Source organism: Niabella hirudinis (assembly GCF_051201075.1).
GTDB lineage: Bacteria > Bacteroidota > Bacteroidia > Chitinophagales > Chitinophagaceae > Niabella > Niabella hirudinis.
On sequence record NZ_JBPEHJ010000008.1, the window covers coordinates 60,176 to 85,760 of the forward strand.

Here is a 25,585-nt window from a genome sequence, read left to right on the forward strand (position 1 = left end):
CCTTGCTTTATACCGCGAAAGCATTGCTCTTACAGATAAGGCAGGTCTCCTGGCTTACAGCAGCATTTACCGTCCTTCCCATAACGCCCGGGCGCTACAGTGGACATAGAGGGTAATGCTTGTGATGCTGTTTACAGTTGCGCGACAGCTCGTGATTGACACACGATTCCCTATTATCCCCGATCTTCATCGGGGACCTTTTCCGTTTGATGAAAAATGAAAGAACTTATTAGAGTAAAGGGCAAATGTAGTTAAATCGGGGGAGTTCCATCGGAAAAAATGATCCGGTGGTCCCGGGCGCTGTTTAAAAATGTGCCTCCGAAAAATAGTAGTGATGATTATTTCCCGTCCCGGTTGCTTTCGCAGGTGGGATCTGTATCAGAAAAATACTGTTTTTAAAATTGTAGGAACCTGCCCGTCTGTATATTGTTCCCTCTCTTAAAAGACACCTCCGTTTTTTTTATCCGTAATACTGCAATAACTTTAAGGTATGGACTTTATTATTGCGGCTACATATAATAATTATATTGATGCGCACCTGGCAATGGGAAATCTGCAGAGCGAGGACATCAATTGCTGGCTAAAGGACGAAAACACCATTGCCATTCATCCGGGTTTGATCAATGCCATCGGCGGCATTAAACTGATGGTGGCAGCGCCGCAGATTGAACGGGCGCTGGAGCTATTGCGGAAAACAAAACAGCAATACCAGGAGGAAAATCCCTGCCCCCATTGCGGATCTACAAATGTGGAGTATACCACTACTCCTAAAAAAGCAGTTACCTGGCTGCAAACCTTTATAAACATTGTGCGGCTGGGAGGTGCAGCGATGGCGGCAGACAAAGTATACCATTGCTTTGATTGCGGATTTGAATTTGAGGATGCGGAAAAAAAGACGGCAAAATAATGGAATCAATCGTTACCTATTTTTCCACCCTGGAACAGCGGCCGCTGGAGCGGATGGCCCTGCTGGTGGGCGGACTGGTTTTTTTCTGGATCATAGAGGGTGCTATCCCGCTGTTTCAGCTAAAGTACCGGAAATCTAAATTTTCACATGCATTGGTCAATTTTGGATTTACCGTCATTCATCTCATCATTCATACCGCCCTTGCGGTATTGATTGTGCTGCTGTCTGACTGGTGCCGCAATGCCGGATTTGGTCTTGTATACTGGCTGCACGCAGGCGTGTTGGGCGCCATCATTATTGGAGTACTGGCGCTGGATTTCAGTAGCTGGCTGGTACACTGGATCATGCATAAGCAGGCTTATTTATGGCGGTATCATCTCATTCATCACAGCGATAATAAGGTAGATGTTACCACCGGGCTGCGGCATCATCCCGGAGACAGCCTGCTGCGCGGCATCTTCTTCCTCCTGCTGATCTTTGTAAGCGGAGCGCCCATGTATAGTGTAATGATCTACCAGACGCTGGTGGTGATCACAACGGCATTTACCCATGCCAATATGAGCCTGCCCAAAAAACTGGATAAATGGTTGAGCTATATGCTCATTTCTCCCAATATGCACAAAGTACATCATCACTGGAAACAGCCGTTTACTGATAGTAACTATGGTGCCGTTTTCTCCGTATGGGATCGTTTGCTGGGAACCTATAAAGAGCTGGATCCTGCACAAATCCGGTATGGGCTGGACCGGTATTATGACAACGAAAGGGACGAGGATTTTCTGAAGCTGATGAAAGATCCGTTTGTTAAAAAAGACCGGAATCGGGGCACAAACGATCATTAGAACATTTTTCAGTTATTAAAATTAAATTTGTAGTATGGCAGACGTATTAGATAAAGAAATGTACGGTTACTTTATCCGGTTAAATGAAGCGGAAAAAAGGTCTGTGGTACAAATGCTGAAAACTTTTTCGAAGAGCCGTCAGACTGCATCGGACAACATCAGCATCGGGTAATATAATAAAGAACCGGACGAGGCCATGCGGCGTATGGATGAGGGTAAATTTACTACTGTTGAAGACCTGGAAAAAGAAATGCAGGGATGGTAAAATCCCGGCTAAAAGTTATTATAGATGATGAAGCAAAAAATAATTGCCGTTATCCCTGCCCGTTATGCGGCTACCCGGTTCCCTGCAAAATTAATGCAGATGCTGGGCAACCGGCCGGTAATTGCACATACCTATGCGGCCGTAGCAGGCAGCGGTTTGTTTGATGATGTTTTTGTAGTGACGGATAGTGCCATAATTTTTGATGAAATTGTATCCCGCGGGGGAAAGGCGATTATGAGTGTTGCCGAACATGAAAGCGGTACGGACCGGATTGCGGAAGCGGTTAAGGATATGAATGCAGATGTGATCGTAAATGTGCAGGGCGATGAGCCATTTATGGAAAAAGACCCGCTGGAAAAGATTGTAGCCTTGTTCCATTCCGATACCGTGCAGGTGGGTTCCCTTATGCGAAAATTTGCATCGGAAGCGGATGCTCAAAATCCCAATGCCGTAAAAGTAGTAACCAATAAGAACGGTAAAGCGCTGTATTTTAGCCGGAGCATGATTCCCTATAAAAGAGATCAGCAGATACAGGCGCCCTATTACCTGCATATAGGCGTATACGCATTCCGGAAGGAGGCCCTGCTCAATTTTACCGGCTGGCCCCCTTCTTTGCTTGAGCAAACGGAAAAACTGGAGCAGTTGCGCTTCCTCGATAACAGTGTGGATATCTATATGGCCGAAACCAATTACGAAACTGTAGCCATTGATACCCCCGAGGACCTTGAGAGAGCCATTGCGCTCCTGAACCGGTAAAATACCTATCTTTCCTGTATGAAGATGCGCCCTGAAAAATATTTGCGGTATCTTTTTTTACCCAACCTGTTTGAGCTTTTTGGTACAGAGCGTACCCGGGAGATCCTTTCGGTGAATCCCACTGTTGTTCCTGCAAGGGAAGAAGCACAACAGGTAATCATCACCGCATATTGCTTTAACAAAGAAAGCATAGAAGAGTGGAAGAATATTTCGTTACAGGAGGCGCTGGAATTAAAACAAAGCGATAAGATCACCTGGATCAACATTGACGGGTTGCGTAAATCGGATGTGGAAACCATTGGCAATTGTTATGGTATTCACCCGTTGCTTCAGGAAGATATCCTGAGCGTTAACCAGCGGGCCAAGATGGATGAGGTCGATGATATCCTCTTCTGCCTGGTGAACATGCTTTATTATAACGAGCAAAAAAAATCGGTGGACCAGGAGCAAATCAGTCTGGTGCTGGGGCGCAATTTTGTGATCACTTTCCAGGAAGATCTCAACAGGGATGTGTTTACTGCGCTTAGAGGCCGGCTAAAGCTGCCCACCAGTAAAACCCGTGCCAAGGAGGCCGACTATTTATATTACACCCTGCTGGACACGATCGTAGACCATTATTTTATTGTAATGGACAAGCTGGGCGATGAAATTGAGGACCTGGAAGAAGAAATTGTCCGGAGCGCCAGCAAACGCACCCTGGCCTATATAAACTCGCTGCGGAAAGAGCTGATCGTTTTAAAAAGAACGATTTATCCCGTGCGGGAAGTGATAAGCGGCCTTATCAAAAGCGAAAATGCGTTGCTGGCTGCGCTCAATGAGCGCTATTATAAAGACGTATACGATCATATTGTACAGGCCATTGACCTGGTGGATAACTACCGGGATATGCTTACCGGTATGCAGGACCTCTACCTTAGCAATGTAAATCTGAAGATGAACGAGGTTATGAAGGTGATGGCTATTGTAACCTGCCTGCTGGCCCCGGCAACGGTAATTGGCGGCATCTTTGGAATGAACTTTAACGTGTTGCCCCTCACCAATCAGCATTTTGGGTTCTGGATTGCGGTGGCGGCTATGATCCTGATCCCGATCTGGATGTTGCTGGTTTTTAAAAGAAAGGGATGGTTTTAATGTAGCATTTTACAAAAACAGCAGGAAAATTATTTTCGTTTATATACCGGTACCGTGCTGCAGGGTTCGCCATACATCAGGCTTTTGACCACGGGCAGCAGCTTTAGGGAGATTTGTGCATAGGCCTCTTCTGAAACCGGGATATCGCCGCAGCCCTTGATCACTACGCGCGCATCTGTAAAAGAAGTGGCATCAATGGCATCGATATTCTTAAGGAGCCATTTGTTTTTTACCGTGGCTTCATCGCCCAGGCTTACAAATTTGGCAATGGGTTGCAGGTAGCTCACAAGGAGCATATAGGCCCAGAGGGGTATGATAGCATCGGCGGAGCAAACAATACCTGCCAGCTGACCTTCGTAAATTGACCAGTCCTGCTCCTTTAATGCTGCCCGAAAATCTTTTTCTCTCAGGATCAGGCCCATAAAAAGATAGTCTTTAATGTCGAGCAGTACAACGGGTTCTGCAGGATAATAGGATTCCAGGTTAAGGGTTATAATCCCGCTTTCCGCTATTTTATTTCTGATAATGGGTTCCATAATGATACAACAAAGTTAGGAAGGCTTTGTTTTTTATTTTAATAGAGCGGAGCATTTTATAAACCATTGACCGCTTTTCAAAAGCAGATGCCCTGTCCCAGACGAAGCATCACCATCCCAAAAAAGTATTAGGGGATGGAATACTTCGAAGAACGGAGCGGTAGTATTGCCACAGGCAGCAATTATCAGGTTATTTTCTTTATTTTTACGGCTATCTGTAAAGAAACTACTATTTAAGCCTCGTCATAAACCACGCTATTTATGGAATGATACAGCCTCCATTAATTGGGTTTAACCAGGCATACCGTTAAACAACAGTGCCATGATAAAAATGATGCCCCCGGCCAAAAAGCTTATGCAACCCTTCCTGTACCTAGTATTCCTGTGCTTGTGCCAGCCGGTAACCGCCCAGGTGGTATTTTCAAAAACCGGTTATACGGCCGGCCTGGTTGGCCGAAAAATAGTGGCGGCCGATTTTAATGCCGATGGCAGGCCGGACCTGGCTATTGCCAATGATTACTGGAACGCGGCGGCGGATAATGGCGTAAATGTATTGCTTAATAAGGGCGATGGAACCTTTAACGCTGCGGTGGTATACCTGCCGGGCCGCGCAACAAATGACCTGGCTATTGGCGACCTGGATGGCGATGGCCGCCCGGATATCGTTGCCACAACCAATATCAATGACCCGATGGGCGGCTCCTCCAGTGGGCAACTGGTGCTGTTGCTCAATAACGGCAGCGGCAGTTTTAACGAAACCGCTCAATACCCCATCGACTATAACATCTTAGCAGTAGCCACCGGCGATTTTAACGGCGATGGAAAGGCCGATGTAGTGGTAGAAAAAAGCGGAACCACCCTATCCCTTTATCTTGGTACCGGCAGCGGTGCCCTGGCCGCCCCGACAGATCTTGTTGCCGGCGGATCCCGCCAGCTGGCGGTGGCCGATCTTAATAATGACGGCCGTCCGGATATTGTCGCCACCGGCGGGGCGGGTAACCTGGTTTCGGTACTACCCGGCAACGGCGATGGTACTTTTGGCGCTGCCGTCAGCTACCCCACGGGGGCCTATGCACATTACCTTACCATTGCAGATGTGGACGGCAATGGGAGCAAGGACCTGGTGGTATCCAACCGCGGCGATATGTCCATATCTGTACTACGCAATGATGGCAGCGGCGCCTTTGGTCCCCAGGCCGTTTACAAGGTAGGGCAAAGCCCGGCAGCAATTGCCGTGGGCGACCTGGATGGGGATGGCAGCGCCGATATTGCCGTGGCAAACGTATCCTCAAGCAAACTGTCTATTTTAACCGGTAACGGCAACGGAACGTTTCGCACCGGGTACTCCGCGGGTATTATGAACTATGTATACGGTGTGGCTATAGCCGATTTTAACGGTGATGGCAAGCAGGATATGGCTTCCACCACGGATATTACAGCCCTGCATCTTTGGGTAGGGCTCAATGCCGGTAGCTATGCACCCAATGCCTCCAATATCCTGTATGTAAACCAGGCGGTGGACCAAATGGCTGCCGGGTACACCGGCAACGGATCTTCCTGGGCCAATGCTGTTCCCGATCTGGCAGATGCGCTTGAATGGGCCAAAGCGCACCAGGGCCGATGGACCGCAAACGCCCCGCTAAAGATCTATGTAGCCAAGGGCCGGTACCTGCCGGGGTACACGCCCGGGGATAACCATACGAATCCCGCCAACCCGGCCGATAGCCGGGACAGGGCCTTTTATCTGGTTCCCAATGTAAAACTTTATGGCGGCCTTGACCCCACCGGCGGCATTACAGAGCCGTGGCAGGCCCGTATTTTTGATGCCGGCGGCAGCATCCTCAGCGGCGATTTTAATAATGATGATGTGGCCAGCGGCGGTGGCGCCGGTTTAAATATTACCAATAATAATGAAAATGCCTACCACGTAGTAGTGGTCTCGGGCAATGCCGGCAGTGCCAGTTTGGATGGGTTTACCATTAGCGGTGGTAATACGCATACCGATGAAAATCTGACCCTGACGGTTAATGCGCTGGCCGTTTACAAAAACTCCGGGGGCGGTATGTACTGTGTTGGTGCGGCTCCCCTGCTTACCCTGCTTACTATTGAGCACAATACGGCTACCGACAAAGGCGGCGGTATTTTTATATGCGATGGGGCCCAGCCGGTATTTACCAATAGCCGTGTTAATGGCAACATCGCCCTTTATGGAGGCGGCATCGCCAACCAGATAACAACCGCTCCTGTTTTCAGAAACCTGAGCATTACCAATAACAAAGCGGGCGACAGGGGTGGTGGTGTGTACAACTATAGTGCAACGGCCGCCGTTTTTACCAATACCACCATCAGCGGTAACAGTGCGGCTTCGGGCGGCGGTCTGTTTAACCGTACCCGGTCGGCCGCCAGCGTATACAACAGCATTATCTGGGGTAACCAAAAGGGCGGGGATGCGGCGGCCGCCGGGGCCGATATTGAAAACACCCCCGATGGCACCACCATCGTTGTAAAAAACAGCATTACGCAGGTTTATAATACGGGTAATGTCGCAGATAATAACCTGACCGGTATGGATCCGCTTTTTACCAATGCGGCCAATGGCCAGTATACATTGACGGCCGGCAGCCCGGCACAAAATACCGGTAGCAACCAATTGTATACCAGCGCCGGCGGCATAATCAGCAGCGACCGCGACCTGGCCGGCAACCCACGCCTGGCGGGCAGCACGATCGATATGGGCGCTTATGAAAGTCAAACGGTGCTGCCGGTATCCTTTGGCGCCTTTACCGCGGTTATAAAGGACGGCCGGCTGCTGGTGAGCTGGAGCACGGAAACAGAAACCAATAACGATCATTTTTTAATACAGCTTTCTGCAGATGGTGTGCAGTGGCACACCGTGCAAACGGTACGGAGCAAGGCGGCCGGCGGCAACAGCCATACGACATTGGAGTACAGCAGCACCCTGCCTTTAACAGCAGCGGGTGTAAGCGCCGGGTTCCTACTGCTGGGACTGGCGGCCACCGGCCGCAAAAAAAGAAGAGCGCTTATAACCGCATCGGTACTGTTTTGCGCCCTGGCCCTCTCCTGCAGTAAGCGGGATATTGACGGCACTATGGAGGGCGGCAAACTGTTTGTGCGCATTGTGCAGGTAGATAAGGATGGTGAGCAGCGGGTATCAAAAGTGATCCGCGCGGTGCAGGAGTAAAAGGAGCGGGCGCTTTATGCGGGTATTAGAAAACCGGGTGCTATTGCAGCTCCAATGCCGGGCTGATCCGGTACGGTTATACGGCCGTTTTTCTCATACTGTATGCCCCCTTCTACGGGATCCTGGCTGAACATAAGCGCGGTATCAAAATCGAAATAAACAATATTGGGGCTGCAGAGCGCCAGGTGCGCAAAGGCCGTCATGGCCAGGCGCGACTCCAGAAAGGCGCCCAGCTGTATTTCTACATGGGCGGCTTCTGCCAGGCGTATCATTTGCAGGGCATTGTAAATACCGCCGCTTTTGCCCAGCTTAATATTGATACGATCGCAGGCGCCCAGGGCCAGGAGCCGTTTTAGATCGTACTGATCGCCACAGGTTTCATCGGCCATTATGGGGATGGGGCTTTGGGTCCTTATTGCGGGCAGCTCCATAAAGGCCCGGCGGGCAATGGGCTCCTCGCAATGCTGGATATTAAAGGGCGCCAGCGCCTGCAGCGTTTCAATGGCCTCGGCCACCTGCCAGCCCTGGTTGGCATCTACCCGCAGCGGAATTTCATTGCCAACGGCTTGCCGTATAGCCTTAATGCGTTCCACATCCTGCGCACCCCCCTTGCCGATCTTTACCTTTATAACCGGGAAACCCGCTTCCTGTATTTTTAATGCATCGGCCGCCATTTTTTCCGGTGTGCCTACGCTTACCGTATAATCGGTAACAATTTCCTTATGCGGGCTGCCCCCCAGGAACCGGTAAAGCGGCTGCCCGGCATGCCGGGCAGCAATATCGTACAGCGCCATATCAAAGGCGCTTTTAATGCTATGGTTGGCATAAATGACACGGTCCATATCGGCCACCCGCTCCCCAATATCCAGGGGGTCTTTACCCAGCAAAACCTGCTCAAAATACCGGCCCACCACCAAACCGGTATCAGCCGATTCGCCGTTGATGCTCATAAACGGGCTGCACTCGCCCCAGCCGGTAATACCGGCGCTGGTTTCCATACGCACCACCACGCTTTCTGCATTGTACAGCGGCCCCAGTGAAATAACAAAGGGCTCTTTTAATGGAATAAACAGTTTATAGAAGTCGATCTTTGTAATGGTTAATGCTTGCATGTGCTAAAAGTACAATTGTCCCGGGCAAAAACCGGAAACTTATTTCCCCTTCATGCATTTGCAGATCATGACCTATTCCGTTTTACCTGTTCATTTAGCCCCGGCGGAATTTTTTCTTGGATTGGACCTGTCCGTTTTCATTCATAATTAACCGGATCCAGTCTTTTTCACCATCCAGGATAATGGTATAGCTGGTACCCGATGGCTTTGCAAGTTCGGTTACTCCAAAAATCTCAAACCGTGCAAACTGCTTTTTTATATGGTACGTGATCAGGGCCGGCAGCTGGCTGGCCTTGTAATACCGCAGGGTTTGCGTTAGTTCCCCGTTCCGGTCAAAAAAGGCTTTTACCGTTATGCCTCCATTGCTGAAGCCCGCCACCGTGTATTCCTGCGCGGCAAACCATTGTACCTGCGTGGCATCTTTAAAAAGCAGTTGAAAAGTTTCCCGGGCTTTTTTGTTTTCAATATCCGGGCCGGCGGCGGCGGCCGGCGCCCAATAACCGGCACAAAGGAGGAGGAACATTATTATACGTTTCATGATACCTGTTTTATCGGTTTTTTAAAAAGACCAATCTCCTCCTAAAGGTAGCACAGGCAGGGCGGCATCATCTACCCCCATCCGGGGGATTTTATATAAATTTACTTTTACGGGCAACGCTCAGTGCTTCGGCACGGGAGTTTACATCCAGCTTGTGATAAATGTTTTTGATATGAGATTTTACGGTTTCCTGATCGATGAATAATTCCTGCGCAATTTTGGAGCGGCTCTTACCCTCGGCCACGTATTCTAAAATTTCGGTTTCCCGTTTTGTGAGGGGCGAGTGCTGATTTTTTTGAAAATACTTCATTACCTGCAGGGCAATGCCCGTACTCATAGCGCCGCCGCCCCCGGCCACATCCCGGATATGTTCCTTTATTTTGGCAAATGATGTGTTTTTTGTAAGATAACCCGAGGCGCCGTTTTTTAGGGCGGTAAAAATAAGGTCGTCCGATTCGTGCACCGTAAGCATGATGACGTGTACGCCCGGCAGTATTTTTTTTATTACCGGCAGGGCATCCACCCCCCTCATGCCGGGCAGCTGAATATCCAGCAAAATAATATCCGGCCGCAGGGTCTCCAGTTGCTGTAGCGCGTCCTCAACAGAGGCAAAGTTACCGGATACAAAAAAATCCTCATCCGGGCTCAAAAGGCTGGTATATCCCTTGCGGATCACTTCATCGTCCTCAATAATACAGCAGTTGATCCATTGATGCGGGTTTGTATTCATTGTTTAATAGTTAAGCGTTATTCCTGTATATGAAAGATAAGGCAGGCCCTGGTACCCTGGTGGGGGGCGGTATTTATGGTAAAATGGCCATTTATCTTTTGGGCCCTTCGCCGGATATTGTTTAACCCATTGCCCGTTGCCCTGCTCTTATCAAAGCCGATGCCGTTATCTGTAAAATAGATGCCAATGGTGCCTGGCTTTTCCTGTTTACACTCCATGATGACTGATGTGGCGCCGGAATGCCGCATACTATTGCTGAGCAGCTCTTTAAATATCATAACAATGTTTCGGTTATAGCCCGGTGGTATGCGTACACCGGGGTCCACAGCGCTCAGACCGGCAAATTCAAACACCATGTCGGTATCGCTAAACAATTCGATACCCGTTTGTTTTATGGTTTGCAGCACATCTTTTAAGAGATCGCTTTCCTTCGTAAGCGACCAGATGATTTCCTTGGTGCCGGTATAAAGGCCCAGGGCATTTGAACGTATTTGCCCGATGAGCTTATTTTTTTCTTCATCTGCAGGGTCGGTTTTTTGTTGCAGCAGGTCGGCAAGCAGGGAGATGCGCGTAAGCTTATTGCCCAGCTCATCATGAAAATCTTCGGCTGTTTGCTCCCTTATTTTTTGCTGTTCCTGTTCTTTGATTTTCCGGATCTCCCTGCGTCTTCTTCGCTTTTCGCTGGTGTAAACCAGCTGTATGCCCACCCCGGCCAATAGCAACCCCAGCGCCACCAGCGCCTTAAACCAGGTTGTTTTATAATAGGGGGTAGTGATGGTAAAGGGGTATTCGATCGTATTGGAAGACTCCTGCCCGGTGGTGGTAAGCGCTTTTACTTTAAAGGTATAATTGCCGGGCGGCAGGTTTTTATAGCTTAATGCCACCTGCTTTTGTGGTAATGAAAACGCCGTATCATAGCCACTAAGCTGGTAGGCATAGCGTAGCGATGAGGGGTCCTGCAGGTAGATGCCTTTAAAATTAAAGGCGATGCTGTTGCCTGCGTAAGCAATGGTTGGGTGCTCCGGCAGCTGCTCCCATGCAGAAAATTGATGTTCCGCGGTATCGGCATCGCCGGGGAAGGCTACGGCTTCTAAAACCACAAAGGGCTTATTGCCGGATCGTTTTTTTTCATAGGCGGGGTTGTAAAGAAAGGCCCCCTTGGTAGTGCCGATCCATACCTGGTGCCGGTCATCCTCCAGCATGGCATTGAGGTTTGTTTCGGAAGGCTCATAACCATCGGCAATGCTGTACTTTTTTATCTGGAAGCCACCGGTTAGGGGGTCAATGGATACCTGCTGCACGCCCAGGCTGGTACCTACCCAAAGATGCCCGCCCGAATCCTTCATGATGGCAAAAACATTATTATCCAGTAACCCGTTATCGGTATTGCAGGAGCGCACTTTGTTGGTGGTGGTATCCCAAAAAAACAGCCCATCATCCATACAGCCAACAACCAGGTAGCGCCCCAGTTTTTCAAAACAGGACACATTAGCCCCATCCAGCGCCGGCAGGCGAAGCGGCGCCGGGCGGCCCTTAAGGGGGTATTTAAAAATACCGGTAGTAGTACCCATCAATAAGGTGTCCTGCAGCAGCACAGAGCTTACAACGCCTCCGGAGAGGCCGGCTATCTTTTGCACCGTATTGCCGGCCACCCAGTAGCCGCCTTTTGTTGTATGTACCAGCATCTTATTGTAATACGGCTTGATGGCGTAAATGGGTACCCGGTATTTTTTTTCGAGCAAAAGCGGGGTTACCTTATTACCGCTGATCTTTAATAACCGGCTGTCCATAGTGCCTATGTAAAGATTATTGGCATCATCGGCCCCCATACAGTTAACCCCCGAAGCGCTGTAAGCCGCATAATTGATGGCCCGGAAATTTTTTTTAATGCTGTCATAACGAAACAGCCCCCCCTCCCGGGTGCCCAGGAAGAGGTTGCCCTTCCGGTCTTTTGCAAAGCCCATTACCACGTTTCCGCTAAGGCCGGTGGTTTTGTCGTACCGCACAAAGGCCCCCGAAGCATATTTGTACAGCCCATCTCCATCAGACCCGATCCAGATGCTGTTATCCCGATCCTTATAAAGCGTATGGATCTGATTGTCTGAAAGCCCGTTTGTGGCGTTGATCACCCTTTTCACAGCAAAATGCTGCGCATCAACAATCCAGGCTCCCTTTGCCGCGCCCAACCAAAGGTCATGCGCATCGTCTGCGATGATGGAGGTAAAATGAACGCCGGGAAAATGCTTTTTTTGAACCACCATATCCGGGGTCATCTTTAATAAAGTGCCCCGGTTGGTAATGGCAAAGTAAACGCCGTACTGCTCCGTTATCCGGCGCACAAATTCACCCGCTTCCAGCCCGGTAACCGCCAGCTGTTTTGCCCATTTGCCCTGCTGAAGCCGGTACAGGCCTTCTGAATAAATATAAGCAAGGAGCCCTCCTCCCGCATCGCGATACAGGCAGGTGATGCGATTGCCGCCCGCCGCCGGCTCTTGTTTTTCAAGCTTTCCATGGCGTATTGCAAAAAGGCCCTGCATTATTCCAAAGGCATACACGGTGCCGCCGGCATCCTCCGTAATGGTGGTAAACGTAAAGTGCCCGCCGGGAGTAGCACCAAAATGCTCAAACCGGTACCCGTTGTACCTCGAAATGCCCTTTGGCGTAGCCACCCAAATATCCCCATTGCGCGCGGTGTACAGGGCGGTTACCTGGCCCGATAATAAGCCGTCTTTTTTTGAGAAGATCCGGAACTCTGTGCCGTCAAAGCGGTTGAGCCCGGCCAGGGTACCCACCCAGAGGTAGTTCCTTTTGTCCTGGGTAATGCAGATGACCTGCGACTGGCTTAATCCCTTATCCACATTAAAACTCTCAAACGGCAGGCGCTGGGTTGCAGCTGTTTTTGCACCAGGACAAAAAAGAAATAAAAAAAAGATTCTTAACAGCGATGTTGTCATTTGAAAATTTCCTCTATAAATATAAACCTCCCCGGCCCGATTACCGTATTAATTTTTACAACGGTTTCAAAAACGGGCAGGTGGTAGAAACCACCTGCGGTGCAATTTTTTTACAAAAAAAATTACATGAGAAAAGTTTATCTTATGAAAGCAAATGTATCCTGTTTATAAAAAACAAAAATCCCCCTTAACGGGGGATCTTTATGCATTGGTATGAGGCTGTATCAAAATTCGCTATTTTGTCATGCCGTCCCCGATGGCGATCGGGATTGTTTCGGTATCTAAAGATGATTGTTCGTCAATGGATTCTGAAACAAGAATAGATCCCGGGCTTGACCCGGGATCTATTCTTCAGAACGACATCATGCTGTAAAGCGAATTTTGATACAACCTCATTTTACCAGCTTTAGTTCGTTGATAATATTGGTAGCGCCGCCCAGTTTGTCGATGCACCACAATACATAACGGATGTCTACATTAATGGTCCGGTTAAGGTCCTTATCAAAGGCCATTTTATGGCTGAGCGCCTCGTAGTTGCCGTCAAAGGCCAGGCCCAGCAGCTCTCCCCGGCCGTTGATCACCGGCGATCCGGAGTTGCCGCCCGTGATATCGTTAGAGGAAATAAAATCGATCACCAGGTCCTTCCGCACCGGGTCCATATACCGGCCAAAATCCTTCTTCTTTAAGAGTTCAATCTGTTTTGCCGGCAGGTCGTACTCATAATCGCCGGGTTTGTATTTTTCCAGTATCCCTTTAGATGTGGTTACATAATCATAAAACACCGCATCGCGGGGCTTGTAGGCCTTTACCTGCCCGTAGCTTACCCGCATGGTAAAGGTTGCATCGGGATACATCATCCTGGCCTTTGCAGGGTCCATAGCCATTACGCCCTTCAGGTATAGCCGGCCGTAATCCGTATTTTTTGCTGTAAACTCCTGGTATTTAGGCCCTGCCCCCTGCTGGTAGTTGCGGATAAAGGCAACGGCCTGCGCAAAAGCCGGGTCTGCATCCAATACAGCCAGGTCCGGGTTGCTGATAAAGGTTTTCCATTTTGCATCGTCAAACACCATTGATTGTGCAAATATATCGGCTGCATATTTCTTGTAGGAAGCGGCTTCTGAAAGACTGCCATATTTCGCCTGGAGATCATTGTAAAAGGCTTCCGGCTGCTGGTTTTTGTCTACATTTTCATAAAACAGCTGGGTAACCGCTGCCAGGATGTTTTGATCGGAGGGTTTGTCTTCCTCTTTTAAGAATTCGCCCCGGGCTTCCGAGGCACCTGCTGCAATTTTTGCTATTACCTCCTTGGTGTCGCCGGACGCCAGCGCATTCCTCAACGGGATCAATGATGCCGCAAAGCCGATAAGCGGGGAACCCATAATGCCTTCATTCAGGTATACCCTTGCTTTGGCATAAGGCCGCCAGTCATCGTAGGCCTTTGCCCAGTCCGCAAAAATATGCTGATATTCCGGTTTGCCTTTTGCCCAGGTATTGAACCGGTCTTCCGCTGTTTTCTTTTGGCCGTAGACATCATACTTCAGCAATTGTTTGGTTTCCCCGTCAAAAAACTTCCAGTAGTTGGCGATACCCGCATAGCTGGAGGCCAGTTTTAGTTTTATTGCGGGATCCTTTTTCATTTGCTCAAACATATATTTCAGACGTACGTCCCTTAATGCTACCAGGGTAGGGTTGTTTACATCGGTAGCCAGCTTTATGCCGTAAGACGACTCATACCGGTTGGTACCGCCGGGGTAACCCCATATCATGGTAAAATCGCCTTCCTTAACTCCTTTTAAGGAAATGGGCAGAAACCATTTGGGTTTTAAGGGAATGTTGGCCGGATCATAGGCGGCCGGTTTATTTTGTTTGTTGGCGTACACCCTGAAAATGGAAAAATCGCCGGTGTGGCGGGGCCATTCCCAGTTATCGGTATCCCCGCCAAATTTGCCTACTGCTTCCGGAGGCGTTCCTACCAGGCGTATATCATTGTACCGCTCGTATACAAAAGCCAGGTATTGGTTACCTTTAAACAGGGCGCTTACCCGGGTTTCAATACTGGCAGCGGCATTGCTCATGCGTTTATTGATTGTTGCCAGCACTTCTGTTTGCTTATCGGCCCGCTCTTTTCCGCTCAGGGAGCCCAATGCTGTCATCACCTCCCGGGTTACGTCCTCTATCCGCAGCAGGAACTGCACGCTTAGTCCTGTTTTGATTTCCTCGCCTTTATTGCGCGCGTAAAAACCATCCCGCAGAAAGTTGTGGTCAACCGTGCTGGCGCCGGCGATGGCATCATAACCGCAATGGTGGTTGGTAAAGATCAGGCCCTCCGGGCTTACAATTTCGCCGGTACAGCCTCCGCCAAAGATGATGATGGCATCTTTCAACGAATTTTTGTTAACGCTGTACAATTGTTCCTTGCTCAGCTTCAGGCCTTTTTTTACCATATCATTATATACCTGCTGGCCCAGCAGCTGCGGCAGCCACATACCCTCATCCGCATAGGAACGGAATACTGCTGTAACAAAAACCAGCAGTAAGAAAACACTTTTCTTCATTCGATTAATCGATTTTTTTTTAATTAAAATTAAAGAGGCCAGGCCTCCGTAACAAGCGCCCAAACATACAACAAATGTTTGCAAGTTTTTATACCGCATGGGATTCCAGGGGTTTACAAGCGGGCCAACTTTAGACAGTTCTTAAAAAAAAGGGAATTTCCTTAACGGAAATATGATAAAAAGAGCCGGCATTTAAATGAACGGAGAGCAGGGAGAATAAAAATTGGTTTTGGTGAAATGCAGGGGCGCATAAGATTTTTATAAACTTCTTTTGAGAAAGGCTTTAACGCAATGAGCGCCAGGTTTTCGCAACGTTCGCAAGGTAACAGTAGTCAATTGTAGCGGGCATTGTAGATTTGCCGCCTGTGTTTGTCTCTGTTCCAAACGCTGAACACCGGCACCCGGGTTGCGGCTTTAAGCCGGCTAACCATAAACCTCCGCATTTACAATGGTTGGCAACCGTTCCCCGTTTAAACCGGCAATCACATTTTTTGCGGCCATCACTGCCATCGCATCACGGGTTTCCACGGTGGCAGAACCAATATGCGGCAGCACGCATACATTGGGCATTTTTAGCAGGGGATTAGCCGGGCTCATAGGTTCCGGGTTGGTTACGTCCAGCCCCGCCCCCCAGATGGCGCCGCTTTCCAAAGCAGCTTTCAGGTCCTCTTCCTGGTGCAGCCCGCCCCTTGCTGTATTTACAAAAATGGCATTGCGCTTCATTTTTTCAAACGCGTCCTTATTAAAAAGTTCTTTTGTTTGCGGGGAGAAATTGGCATGCACAGAGAGCACATCACTTTGTGCCAGCAACTCCTCAAAGGATACATAGCGGGCTCCCAGTTCTTTTTCTGCTTCCGGGTTCTGCCTGCGGTTATGATAGATCACCGGCATATCAAAGGCCGCCCGGCATTTCTTTGCCATTTCATAGCCAATCTTTCCCAGTCCGAATATGCCCAGCGTTTTTCCATCTAATTCAATACCTAAATCGGCCACTGGCTCAAATTCCTGCCATTTTCCATCAAGAATTTTATGATAATTATAAAAAGCCTTGCGCGATACAGCCAGCATTAGCAGGAAGGCCGTATCGGCCGTAGCACGGCTCAGTACGCCGGGGGTATTGCCTACCGGGATGCCCAGGCTGGTGGCCGTCGCTAGGTCTACATTATCATAACCTACGGAAAACAGCGACAGTACTTTTAAATGCCGGCAGGCTTCCAGCAGGGTGGCATCGGCCTTTACGAACCCCGCGCTTAGCAGGGCATCATAATCTTTTAGCTCCGCAATCAAAGCCTCCTGCGATAAGGTGTTTCCGGCAATGGTATACGCAATACCGGCCTCCTGTAAAAGATCCAGCCCTTTTTGGGGTACCTGTTTGGTGATGAATACGTTCATAGTGAGACGTTGTTTGGTAAGATGTTGTTTAATGAAAAGTTGTTTAGTGAGATGTGAACGGTTTGGGCGAATAGTTAGTGGTCAATGCTGAGACGAACTCCGGTTGACCATTGCCTTTTCACCATTGCCTATTGCCCTCCACGAAGCTACCGTTATTCACCGACAGTTTAGTTTCTTTACCGGCAAAAAACGCCAAACAAGGTACTGTGTATTGCCAAATACTAAATTTTGCCAATATCTTTATGAAACAATTGATAGTAAATGAACATTGATAATACACAAAGCCAGATGCGGAAGGGAATTTTGGAGTTCTGCATTTTGTCGGTGATCAAAAGAGGCGAAGCGTACCCCAGTGATATTATTGAAGAAATGAGAGCCGCCGGTTTGCAGATCCTGGAAGGCACCCTTTACCCCTTGCTTACCCGGTTAAAAAACGCGGAAATGCTCACTTACCGCTGGGAGGAAAGCAATAGCGGCCCGCCCCGGAAATATTTTTCCCTTACAGAAAAAGGCGAGGGGTTTTATAAAGAACTGGAACAAACCTGGAACGAATTATCAAACGCAGTAAATACCTTAAAAACAAAAACCACTACAAACCAACAATAATGAAGCAGATCATCAACATACAATTAGGCGGCCGCAGTATTGCCATTGAAGACAGTGCCGCGCAAAAAGTGCAGCAGTATCTGGAAAGTCTGCGTGTGCATTTTGCAAAAGAGCCGGGCCACGATGAGATCCTGTCGGATATTGAAGCCCGCTTTTCGGAGCTGATGTTTGAAAAACTGCGCAAAGGGGCTCCGCATATTACCGAAGCGGATGTGGATGAAATGATAACTACCATGGGCCGGCCCGAGGATTTTGCTGAGGATGCGGAGGCCGATAGTCCGGCACAGGAGGGCGCCCAAAGCCGGTTTGCCGCGGGCAGCCGCAAGCTGTACCGGGATGCCAACAATAAAGTGCTGGGGGGCGTATGCAGCGGTGTGGCCAACTGGATCAATATTGACCCCTCCATTGTAAGGGTTCTGTTTGCCATTATTGCCTTTGGAAGCTTTGGTACCGGACTGCTGATCTACATCCTGCTTTGGGTCTTTTTGCCTGCCAGGAACCTGGAGGGGTATAAGGGCAAGCGCCTGTTCCGCAACCCGGACAATAAGCAAATTGGCGGTGTGGCCAGCGGTATCGCGGCCTATTTTGGCAAGGAGGCCAAAACGGTTCGCCTCATCTTTGCGTTGCCGCTTATCCTGAGCATTATTAACGGCATTTTCAGCCATGGCGATTTTGACCCCTTCAGGGGTGTATTCTTCAGCTCGCTCAGCGGCACTTTTGTAGTGGCCTACATCATTCTATGGATCGTATTGCCCGAGGCCATCAGTCCTTATGAAAAAATGGAAATGCATGGCCAGCCGGTAGATCTGAATACCATCAAAAACAATGTCCAGAACTCGATGGGCGATGTTTCCAGCCGGATCCGGAACTGGGGTAAGGAGGTGCAGGAATCGGCAGAGCGATTTGGTAAATCCGGCGGCACTTATGGCCGCAATTTTGGAAGGGAGTTTGGCGGAGCTGCCGGAAGGGGCGCCCGCGGACTGGGGCACGGCATTGCCGTAGTGATCAAGGCTATTTTCCTCATCTTTTTTGGAGCCATTATTTTTGCGCTTTTTATTGGGTTGATGGCGCTCTTGTTTGGCGGCTATGTATTTGCGCCTTTTAATAATTTTTTATGGACCAACGACAACCAGCAGTTTTTGGCCTGGGCTACCGTAATCCTGTTTATTGGCGCTCCCATTGTGGGCGCAGTAATCTGGCTGTTTCGCCTGGTCCTGAATGTAACCACGCCCGGCAATTACTTAAGCTGGCTGTTTGGCGGGCTTTGGGCCTTTGGATGGGTATTTCTTGTGCTGTTTGTAAGCAGCATCTCCAAAGATTTTAAAAGAAACCAGGCGGTTGAAACACCGGTTGCCATTACCCAGCCTCCAAAAGGTAAACTGATCCTTACTGTTTCGCAGCCTGAACTGGAATTTAGCGGCGATTTTGGCTGGATGCGCGATACGGATGGCGACCGTATTTCCGGGTTCAGCCTTACAAAAGACACGTTGAAATTATCCGATATCTCCATCCGGTTTGAGAAAAGCGAGGACTCGTTGTACCACGTTTCCACAGAACGCCGGAGTTTCGGCAATACGGATGAGGATGCTCTGGCGAGGCTGAATAAGATTCGCTATTCCGTTACATCGACAGATAGCATCCTGGACCTGGCCAGTGGTTTTTCGATCGATAAAACCAGTAAGTACCGGATGCAGCGGGTACAGGTGGTGGTGCAGGTGCCCGTTGGCAAAAAGATACAGCTGGCTGGTTCTGTAAATGAAAAGCTCAATACCCTCGATATTGATGTAGAACCGGGCAGAGGGGGCATCCGGCGCATACGCGAAAGAAGGAATTACCGTTTTTATACGCCTGATACCGAATATACCATGATGGATAACGGCGCCCTGCGAAACGAAAACGGACCGGCAGAGGCCGGCACATCCGCGAAGGCGGATACCGGATACCGGTGGGATAACAAAACCGACTCCGCAAAAGCAGTCCCCAAAGACTCCGCAACGTACCGGTACGAGGGCGGCAGCAATAAACCCGTAAACCGATCCAAAGAGGAGCTGAACCAGCTCTTACAGCAAAAGGAAAAGGAGATCGAGGAACTGCGTAAAAAAGTAAACCAATAACCGAACGTGCCGGGCGGCTTTTAATGAAACTGCCCGGTAATTTTTGTTCTTCTGCCATCGGCGGGCCATACTTTAAAAACGGGCATAGCTCCGTAAGGCCCTCGTATTGCCCTAAAAACGCAAAATATGAATCTTGCTATTCGCCATATTACAATCCAGGCCTTGTTGTCATTTATTTTTCTGAACCAATTACAGGCACAGGACCTCGCGGCAAACAAAACAATCTCCGGTTTTGTAAAAGACAGTCTTACAAAAGAACAGCTGGCGTTTGCTACCATTGCCGTTTTTACAGGCGCTGCCGCCCCCGATACTATAGGCTCCGGCAATAAACGGGGCTTTTTTTCGGTAACGGTTTCGCCCGCTGCACGGCTTACCATTACAGCAGCCGGTCATCGGCCTGCAACAATATTGGCAAACGCATTTGCCCTCCTGCCCGGGCATACTATTTACCTGGGGCCGCAGCTACATGAGCTCAAAAGCGTTACGGTTTCCACAACCCAGCCGCTGATCCGGCGCGAAGTTGACAAGCTGGTTTATAATACGGAAGCGGACCCGGAAAGCAGGTTTCGCAGCACGCTGGACATCCTGAAAAAAGTGCCCTTTCTTTCTGTGGATGCACAAGACAACCTCCTGCTGAAAGGCAATTCCAGCTATCGGATCCTGATCAATGGCAAGCCTTCCGGCATGATGGATAACAACGCAGCGGCCGTGCTGAAGAGCCTTCCGGCATCAACCATTAAAAGTGTTGAAGTATATACTACGCCCCCCTCAAAATATGATGCGGAAGGCCTTGCCGGCATCATCAATATCGTTACTATTAAAAAGCCCGGGGAGGGTTATAAGGGCACGGTAAATATCAGTGAAAGTTTTCCATCCGGCGGACCCGGCGGAGGCTTTTCCTTTACCGCCACGCACAAAAAATTCGGGGTCGAACTCTATGGCGGCGCCAATAGCAACTACGGCCCTACGGTGCAAACCAATACCAGCCGTAGTACAACCGGCAATCAGCCAACGCAACTAACGGTTTCCGGCTCCGGTAAAAACAATAACAATGGCCGGTACATTGGAACACAGTTCAGCTATGAGATCGATTCCCTGCAGCTGGTTACCGCCCAACTTAATGCCAATGGCTATTATTCAAAAGGGACTGTTTCCAGGTTTTCGGTAATGCAACAGGAGGCAACCTTGTTGCAACAGTTTCGCCAGCAACATACTGCCCGCGGCAACAATAATGGTTTTGATGGCGCGCTGAATTACCAGCTGGGGTTTAAAAAAGATCCGTCAAAATTATTTACGGCCTCTTACCGCTTTATGCAATATCAAACAAAAAGCCGCTCCGGAAATGTATTTAGTGATGTGGTTCATTATGATATGCCCGATTTCAATCAATTCAATCATACTTCCATACAAGAGCAAACCGGACAGGCCGATTATATACAAACCCTCAAAAAAATAAAGCTGGAGGCGGGAGTAAAAGCCATTTTCAGGCAGAACAAAAGCGATTTTCGCACCCTTCAGCATGATGACGATGCTTTTACGGAAGATCCGGATCGGCAAAATATGTTTACTAATGGTCAAACCGTACTTTCTGTTTATAACACGTATATGCTGGCTTTAAAACAATGGAGTTTTAAGGCCGGTGCCCGGCTGGAGCAAACCACAAACCATATCAACTTCCAATCCACCGGCACGCAGGTGAATAGTCATTATTTTAACCTAGTTCCCTCAGTAGTCATTAACCGCAACAGTGCCAATGGCAGCTACCTTAACCTGGGCTATAACCAACGGCTGAAGCGCCCCGGCATCAACCGGCTGAACCCTTTTGTAAACCGCTCCAATCCCGATTTTGAGGAAACGGGCAACCCTGATCTTAAAGCCACCATGATGCACAATTTTGACCTGGGCTATGGTTTTAACCGGAAGCAGTCGGTAAACATAGGGCTCAGTTATGCCTTTGCGCACAACTTTGACCTCCGGTCCTCCCGCTACGATCCTGCCACCCGCATCACGTATATTACCTATTCCAACTCCGGCGATATTGCAGCAATGATGCTTAATATGAACGGGAACCTGGCCATTACAAAAGCATTGAAAACAGTTATCAATGGCAACCTGGCCCATTTCTGGATTGAAACCGATACCGATGCGAGGCTTCAAAAGTTGACGCGTTTTATTTATTCCGCATCAATCAATAATACCTACACGTTTGATAAAGATTGGGTCGCCACCGCTTCCGCAAACTTTACAGGAAGAAATATTGCGCCGGCGCAGGTACAGGGTACCGTTAATGGTTTTATGACCACCAGCTTTGGCCTGAGTAAACAGTTATGGAGTAAAAAACTGGCGCTCTCCGCCTATATCAATAACCCTTTTACAAAATACCGGGATAACCGCACGGAAATATCGGGTTTCAACTTTACGGAGGTGGATGTAACCGGGGAATACTTCCGCAAAGCCGGCATCAGCATCAACTATAAATTTGGCCGGCTGAAGCAGGACATCAGGCGGAGCAAGCGGGGGATCAATAACAATGATGTGGCCAATTGAAGTTATTTGGATAATCAGATTTTAGTAAAAATTGTTCCAACTTTCGGAGACGATGGTATTTTCCGCAAATTTTGAAAAACGCTTTCAAAAACTGAATATTGTAAAACAAATTAGTCAAAAAGTGTAAAATAAATCAGTCAAAAAGTGTAAAATATTGGATCTTTGCAATCCAACAAGATCGTAATGAAATATAGTAGCAGATTGTCTGATAATGAGTTGCGTAGAAAGCTCCATTCGTCTGGAGCAGTACTAATAAGGGGTGCTAAAGCCTGCGGTAAAACGGAATCTGCAAAACAACTTGCAAAGAGTGTTTTGAGTGTGGACAGGGATGAACAGGTGATGGCAATGATGAGTGTTGCTCCGAAGCGGTTATTGCTGGGCAATGTTCCTCGTTTGATCGATGAATGGCAGGCTCAACCCCGGCTTTGGGATTACATACGCCACGAAATAGATGATCGTCAAAAAACTGCGCAATTTATATTAACGGGTTCTGCAAACCCCGAGGATTCTGTAAAAATGCACTCAGGTGCCGGTAGATTTACGATAGTGGATATGCGTACCATGTCCTGGCAGGAATTAGGTTTTTCAAGCGCAAAAATAAATCTGGCCAATTTATTTGAAGGCATAAAAATTGAGATTGATGATGCGCCTACTGATTTGGAGTTCATTGTTGAAAAAATCATCATAGGAGGGTTTCCAACACTATTAAATAAAAAAATCAGCCAGGCAATGGATCTGAACCGCGCCTATATTGACTTGCTGGCCGAGGTTGATATAAGCCGTATTTCCGATCTGAAACGCGATCCTTTAAAGGTAAGAAGTCTGTTGCGTTCACTCGCGAGAAACACCAGCACGCTTGTAGAGATTTCATCTTTAGAAAGTGATATCCGAGAAAAAGAAAACACGGGGATCACCCGCCCCACTATCTATGATTATCTTGATGCGCTCAATCGTTTGATGATTATAGAAGACCAGCCCGCATGGAATACGCATATCCGCTCTTCTGCATCCCTCAGGAAATCATCCAAAAAGCATTTTACAGATGTCTGCCTTGCTGTAGCTGCGCTGGGTGCCGATGAAGAATCGCTTTTAAACGATTTGAATTTCACAGGATTTTTATTTGAGTCATTGACTATTCATGAACTTCGTGTATATGCACAGGCAAATGATGCCAAAGTATATCATTACCGCGATTCGAGCGGCCTGGAGGTTGATGCTATTGTACAAAAATACAATGGAGACTGGTGTGCCTTTGAAATAAAACTCGGTACCGGAAAAATTGAGGAAGCCGCAAGCAATCTCACTAAATTTGTTTCGGTTTTAGACCATACAAAAATAAAACCGCCGAAATCGCTGAACATAATCACTGGTACCGGAATAAGCTACACCCGGCAGGACGGAATCAACGTTATTTCTCTTGCTTCATTGGGCGCTTAATGCCCGCTCAACACTATTTCCTTGTCATACCACCCATTTTTTTTCTTTCCTGCTCCACCGTTCCCGGCGTCACCCATATCTGGCCATCATCATCGTGGCTGAGCACTTGATAATTTCCATCCGGCAGGAAGCGAAAGGGAATAAAGGATACCGCATATTTTTTTGCCAGCGGGCTTGCCCGGTTTTTTAAATCGGATACATTGATCCAGTGGTCTGTTTTATCTTCATTAATGAGCGCTGCTACTTTAACCCTGTAACTTCAGCAAGCTTTTCGCGATTCAGCTCGCTCATAAAGGAGAACCGGTCGGAACTGATATTCCCTTTTTGATCAATTACAATATATGTAGGATAGCCCCCATCAGCATTTAATTTTTTCCGGAATGCATTCTCCAACTCTTCATTGATAAAAATATGCGTACCAGCCGGCTTCAATGTTCCGATCCGGTTTTTCCAGGTTTCCTCATCGGATCCGGAGGTCGTACACAAATAAATATATTCTACCGGGAGGTTTTTGCTGTCCTCATGTAGCTTTTTACTGTTGGTAATATCGGCAATACAGGGGCCGCACCAGGTAGCCCAGATATCGATCACCAGTGCCTTGCCGTTGAATTTAGACCTTAGGTTGCTGATAAACCGGTCAATCTGATCAATGCTGTCGAGCTTGTAGAGCACTGCGCCGAAAGGAAGATTTGCAACCGGCTTCCCGATAAAATAGTCGTCCTTTTTTACAGACGTTGCCGATTTAAACAGCTGCTGCACTTCTTTTCTACTGGCTGTAAATGCGCTTAACTCGGTCTCCACTGCTTGTTTCGTCCACCCTGTTTTCATAGATCTTAGCAGGACTGGAAAAGAGGCGTCAAAAAAATCTTTCCCCTGTTCCATGAGTGCCAATTTCAAAATATCAGATTGTGGTGCACTGCTGCTTTTTTCAATACGCTGAAGGGATTGTTCAAGGTAAGCCATTAGCACGTCATCCTTTAGCAGTGTGTACCGGCGGGCATATAAATTTTTAAGAACGGATGTTTTATTTTCCATTTCAGATGATTCGTATTTTTTAATGGAATCCAAAACAGCCTTTTGTACATTTGTATAGGTAGGGTACTTTAAATAGAGCAGGTCCTGCAGTGCCGGAATTGTTTTATCAAACATGGAGGCATAGAGCTGTGACAAGTTTCTATAAAACCCCACGCCTTCATTGCTCATAAAATAAGGGGTATGTGCAAGGGCCTTTTTGTACAAGGGGGCCGTGGCGCTATCCCGCTGTCCTAGAGCGCCGATGACCCACCCATAAAACTCCGATGCTGTTGCATTTCTTACAGCCCAATCATAACCCGGGTGCCCGTTAATATATCCGTCATCTATCTGTTTCATTGCCATATAAATAGAATCGGCAAGCATCACAAAAGAAGTGGGCGCTATTTTTTTATTTGCAGCATCTATGCTCACCTGTACCAGCCTGGATGATAACTGATCGCCCTGCTCCTTTTTATACAGCACCCTTTTACAAAGCGCTTCGTTCAAAGCAGCGTCTGTGCCTTTAAAAGAAATGCCGCTTTCGTATATATAAGCTTGTTTTTTAACTGCAGCAGCGTCAATGACTACTTCAAGATCCGTATTAACCAAAATGCCGGTATATAAATAGCCCTCAACCGTTAGCCAAACCTGCTGGTAGGGCAGGTTTTCGTTCATTTTAATGAGCGCCCGTCCATTATTATCAAGCGTCGTATAGTGCGCAACCTGTGTTGAGGATCCTAAATGAACTGTAGTATATTTTACTTTGGTTTCATTTAAAGATGGGGGTTTGTTAATGATGGTAATCTTTAATTCCGGCGTTTTTCTTGACCGGAGATAGGCATCCATTCCCTTATCTTCAATGGGCAGGGGCCGTTTGCCGGTTTGTGCAAACAGCGATAAAGACAGGACCATTACCGCTGCAGTAGTCAGGATTTTCATGATGCTTG

General features: G+C 48.2%; 18 protein-coding genes and 1 riboswitch. Of the genes, 10 read left to right on the top strand and 8 right to left on the bottom strand.

Going from position 1 to position 25,585, the window contains the following annotated elements; translation table 11 throughout:
• Positions 1 to 22 precede the first annotated feature (22 nt).
• A riboswitch (cobalamin riboswitch) is annotated at positions 23 to 216 on the bottom strand.
• A gap of 274 nt (positions 217 to 490) precedes the next feature.
• The 5 genes from GGU45_RS15520 to corA all read left to right on the top strand — a co-directional run bounded on the left by GGU45_RS15520 (position 491) and on the right by corA (position 3,901).
• Entirely contained in the window at positions 491 to 907 is a 417-nt protein-coding gene (locus tag GGU45_RS15520; protein ID WP_435226241.1) for a putative signal transducing protein, read from the top strand.
• On the top strand, positions 907 to 1,749 hold the full coding sequence (locus tag GGU45_RS15525) for a sterol desaturase family protein (protein WP_435226242.1): 843 nt from the start codon (positions 907 to 909) through the stop codon (positions 1,747 to 1,749). Before GGU45_RS15520 ends, GGU45_RS15525 begins: the two co-directional genes overlap by 1 nt.
• A 34-nt stretch (positions 1,750 to 1,783) precedes the next feature.
• Entirely contained in the window at positions 1,784 to 1,921 is a 138-nt protein-coding gene (locus GGU45_RS15530) for a hypothetical protein (RefSeq protein WP_435226244.1), read from the top strand.
• Positions 1,922 to 2,038: 117 nt separating this feature from the next.
• Positions 2,039 to 2,770, top strand: a complete 732-nt coding sequence (gene kdsB, locus GGU45_RS15535; protein ID WP_435226246.1) for a 3-deoxy-manno-octulosonate cytidylyltransferase — start codon at positions 2,039 to 2,041, stop codon at positions 2,768 to 2,770.
• Between the two features lie 18 nt (positions 2,771 to 2,788).
• Complete coding sequence (corA, locus tag GGU45_RS15540; protein WP_435226247.1) at positions 2,789 to 3,901, top strand: magnesium/cobalt transporter CorA; 1,113 nt, start codon at positions 2,789 to 2,791, stop codon at positions 3,899 to 3,901.
• Between the two features lie 29 nt (positions 3,902 to 3,930).
• Here the strand turns inward: corA and GGU45_RS15545 are convergent, their stop codons facing one another.
• Positions 3,931 to 4,437: a DUF2480 family protein gene (locus GGU45_RS15545; RefSeq protein WP_435226249.1), complete on the bottom strand. Its 507-nt coding sequence runs from the start codon at positions 4,435 to 4,437 to the stop codon at positions 3,931 to 3,933.
• 322 nt (positions 4,438 to 4,759) lie between these two features.
• On the opposite strand from GGU45_RS15545, the gene GGU45_RS15550 reads away from it, so the two are divergent.
• A complete protein-coding gene (locus GGU45_RS15550) occupies positions 4,760 to 7,639 on the top strand; it encodes an FG-GAP-like repeat-containing protein (protein ID WP_435226250.1) in 2,880 nt (959 codons plus the stop codon).
• Positions 7,640 to 7,653: 14 nt separating this feature from the next.
• Here the strand turns inward: GGU45_RS15550 and GGU45_RS15555 are convergent, their stop codons facing one another.
• The 6 genes from GGU45_RS15555 to GGU45_RS15580 all read right to left on the bottom strand — a co-directional run bounded on the left by GGU45_RS15555 (position 7,654) and on the right by GGU45_RS15580 (position 16,920).
• The gene (locus GGU45_RS15555) at positions 7,654 to 8,751 is read right to left on the bottom strand and encodes a mandelate racemase/muconate lactonizing enzyme family protein (RefSeq protein ID WP_435226252.1); all 1,098 of its coding nucleotides are present in this window, start codon (positions 8,749 to 8,751) and stop codon (positions 7,654 to 7,656) included.
• 94 nt (positions 8,752 to 8,845) lie between these two features.
• A complete protein-coding gene (locus tag GGU45_RS15560; protein ID WP_435226253.1) occupies positions 8,846 to 9,289 on the bottom strand; it encodes a hypothetical protein in 444 nt (147 codons plus the stop codon).
• A 91-nt stretch (positions 9,290 to 9,380) separates the two neighbouring features.
• The gene (locus GGU45_RS15565) at positions 9,381 to 10,019 is read right to left on the bottom strand and encodes a response regulator (RefSeq protein ID WP_435226255.1); all 639 of its coding nucleotides are present in this window, start codon (positions 10,017 to 10,019) and stop codon (positions 9,381 to 9,383) included.
• A gap of 17 nt (positions 10,020 to 10,036) precedes the next feature.
• Positions 10,037 to 12,973, bottom strand: coding sequence for a ligand-binding sensor domain-containing protein (locus tag GGU45_RS15570; RefSeq protein WP_435226257.1), 2,937 nt, complete (start codon positions 12,971 to 12,973; stop codon positions 10,037 to 10,039).
• A gap of 392 nt (positions 12,974 to 13,365) precedes the next feature.
• A complete protein-coding gene (locus GGU45_RS15575) occupies positions 13,366 to 15,528 on the bottom strand; it encodes a S46 family peptidase (RefSeq protein WP_435226259.1) in 2,163 nt (720 codons plus the stop codon).
• A 423-nt stretch (positions 15,529 to 15,951) separates the two neighbouring features.
• Complete coding sequence (locus GGU45_RS15580; RefSeq protein ID WP_435226260.1) at positions 15,952 to 16,920, bottom strand: 2-hydroxyacid dehydrogenase; 969 nt, start codon at positions 16,918 to 16,920, stop codon at positions 15,952 to 15,954.
• A 261-nt stretch (positions 16,921 to 17,181) separates the two neighbouring features.
• On the opposite strand from GGU45_RS15580, the gene GGU45_RS15585 reads away from it, so the two are divergent.
• The 4 genes from GGU45_RS15585 to GGU45_RS15600 all read left to right on the top strand — a co-directional run bounded on the left by GGU45_RS15585 (position 17,182) and on the right by GGU45_RS15600 (position 23,624).
• A complete protein-coding gene (locus GGU45_RS15585; protein ID WP_435226262.1) occupies positions 17,182 to 17,526 on the top strand; it encodes a PadR family transcriptional regulator in 345 nt (114 codons plus the stop codon).
• Positions 17,526 to 19,640: a PspC domain-containing protein gene (locus GGU45_RS15590; RefSeq protein WP_435226264.1), complete on the top strand. Its 2,115-nt coding sequence runs from the start codon at positions 17,526 to 17,528 to the stop codon at positions 19,638 to 19,640. The genes GGU45_RS15585 and GGU45_RS15590 overlap by 1 nt, the downstream gene beginning before the upstream one ends.
• A 126-nt stretch (positions 19,641 to 19,766) precedes the next feature.
• Entirely contained in the window at positions 19,767 to 22,187 is a 2,421-nt protein-coding gene (locus GGU45_RS15595; protein ID WP_435226266.1) for an outer membrane beta-barrel protein, read from the top strand.
• Between the two features lie 183 nt (positions 22,188 to 22,370).
• Positions 22,371 to 23,624, top strand: a complete 1,254-nt coding sequence (locus GGU45_RS15600) for an ATP-binding protein (protein ID WP_435226267.1) — start codon at positions 22,371 to 22,373, stop codon at positions 23,622 to 23,624.
• A gap of 240 nt (positions 23,625 to 23,864) precedes the next feature.
• On the opposite strand, the gene GGU45_RS15605 is transcribed toward GGU45_RS15600, so the two are convergent.
• Positions 23,865 to 25,577 (bottom strand): TlpA family protein disulfide reductase, encoded by a 1,713-nt coding sequence (locus tag GGU45_RS15605; RefSeq protein ID WP_435226269.1) that lies wholly within the window; start codon positions 25,575 to 25,577, stop codon positions 23,865 to 23,867.
• Between the last annotated feature and the right edge of the window lie 8 nt (positions 25,578 to 25,585).

Coding starts and splice junctions, on each gene's coding strand:
- GGU45_RS15555 (WP_435226252.1), bottom strand. CDS start 8,751: ATGCAAGCATTAACCATTACAAAGATCGACTTCTATAAACTGTTTATT.
- GGU45_RS15550 (WP_435226250.1), top strand. CDS start 4,760: ATGATAAAAATGATGCCCCCGGCCAAAAAGCTTATGCAACCCTTCCTG.
- GGU45_RS15520 (WP_435226241.1), top strand. CDS start 491: ATGGACTTTATTATTGCGGCTACATATAATAATTATATTGATGCGCAC.
- GGU45_RS15600 (WP_435226267.1), top strand. CDS start 22,371: ATGAAATATAGTAGCAGATTGTCTGATAATGAGTTGCGTAGAAAGCTC.
- GGU45_RS15590 (WP_435226264.1), top strand. CDS start 17,526: ATGAAGCAGATCATCAACATACAATTAGGCGGCCGCAGTATTGCCATT.
- corA (WP_435226247.1), top strand. CDS start 2,789: ATGAAGATGCGCCCTGAAAAATATTTGCGGTATCTTTTTTTACCCAAC.
- kdsB (WP_435226246.1), top strand. CDS start 2,039: ATGATGAAGCAAAAAATAATTGCCGTTATCCCTGCCCGTTATGCGGCT.
- GGU45_RS15525 (WP_435226242.1), top strand. CDS start 907: ATGGAATCAATCGTTACCTATTTTTCCACCCTGGAACAGCGGCCGCTG.
- GGU45_RS15560 (WP_435226253.1), bottom strand. CDS start 9,289: ATGAAACGTATAATAATGTTCCTCCTCCTTTGTGCCGGTTATTGGGCG.
- GGU45_RS15595 (WP_435226266.1), top strand. CDS start 19,767: ATGAATCTTGCTATTCGCCATATTACAATCCAGGCCTTGTTGTCATTT.
- GGU45_RS15545 (WP_435226249.1), bottom strand. CDS start 4,437: ATGGAACCCATTATCAGAAATAAAATAGCGGAAAGCGGGATTATAACC.
- GGU45_RS15575 (WP_435226259.1), bottom strand. CDS start 15,528: ATGAAGAAAAGTGTTTTCTTACTGCTGGTTTTTGTTACAGCAGTATTC.
- GGU45_RS15530 (WP_435226244.1), top strand. CDS start 1,784: ATGGCAGACGTATTAGATAAAGAAATGTACGGTTACTTTATCCGGTTA.
- GGU45_RS15580 (WP_435226260.1), bottom strand. CDS start 16,920: ATGAACGTATTCATCACCAAACAGGTACCCCAAAAAGGGCTGGATCTT.
- GGU45_RS15585 (WP_435226262.1), top strand. CDS start 17,182: ATGAACATTGATAATACACAAAGCCAGATGCGGAAGGGAATTTTGGAG.
- GGU45_RS15570 (WP_435226257.1), bottom strand. CDS start 12,973: ATGACAACATCGCTGTTAAGAATCTTTTTTTTATTTCTTTTTTGTCCT.
- GGU45_RS15565 (WP_435226255.1), bottom strand. CDS start 10,019: ATGAATACAAACCCGCATCAATGGATCAACTGCTGTATTATTGAGGAC.
- GGU45_RS15605 (WP_435226269.1), bottom strand. CDS start 25,577: ATGAAAATCCTGACTACTGCAGCGGTAATGGTCCTGTCTTTATCGCTG.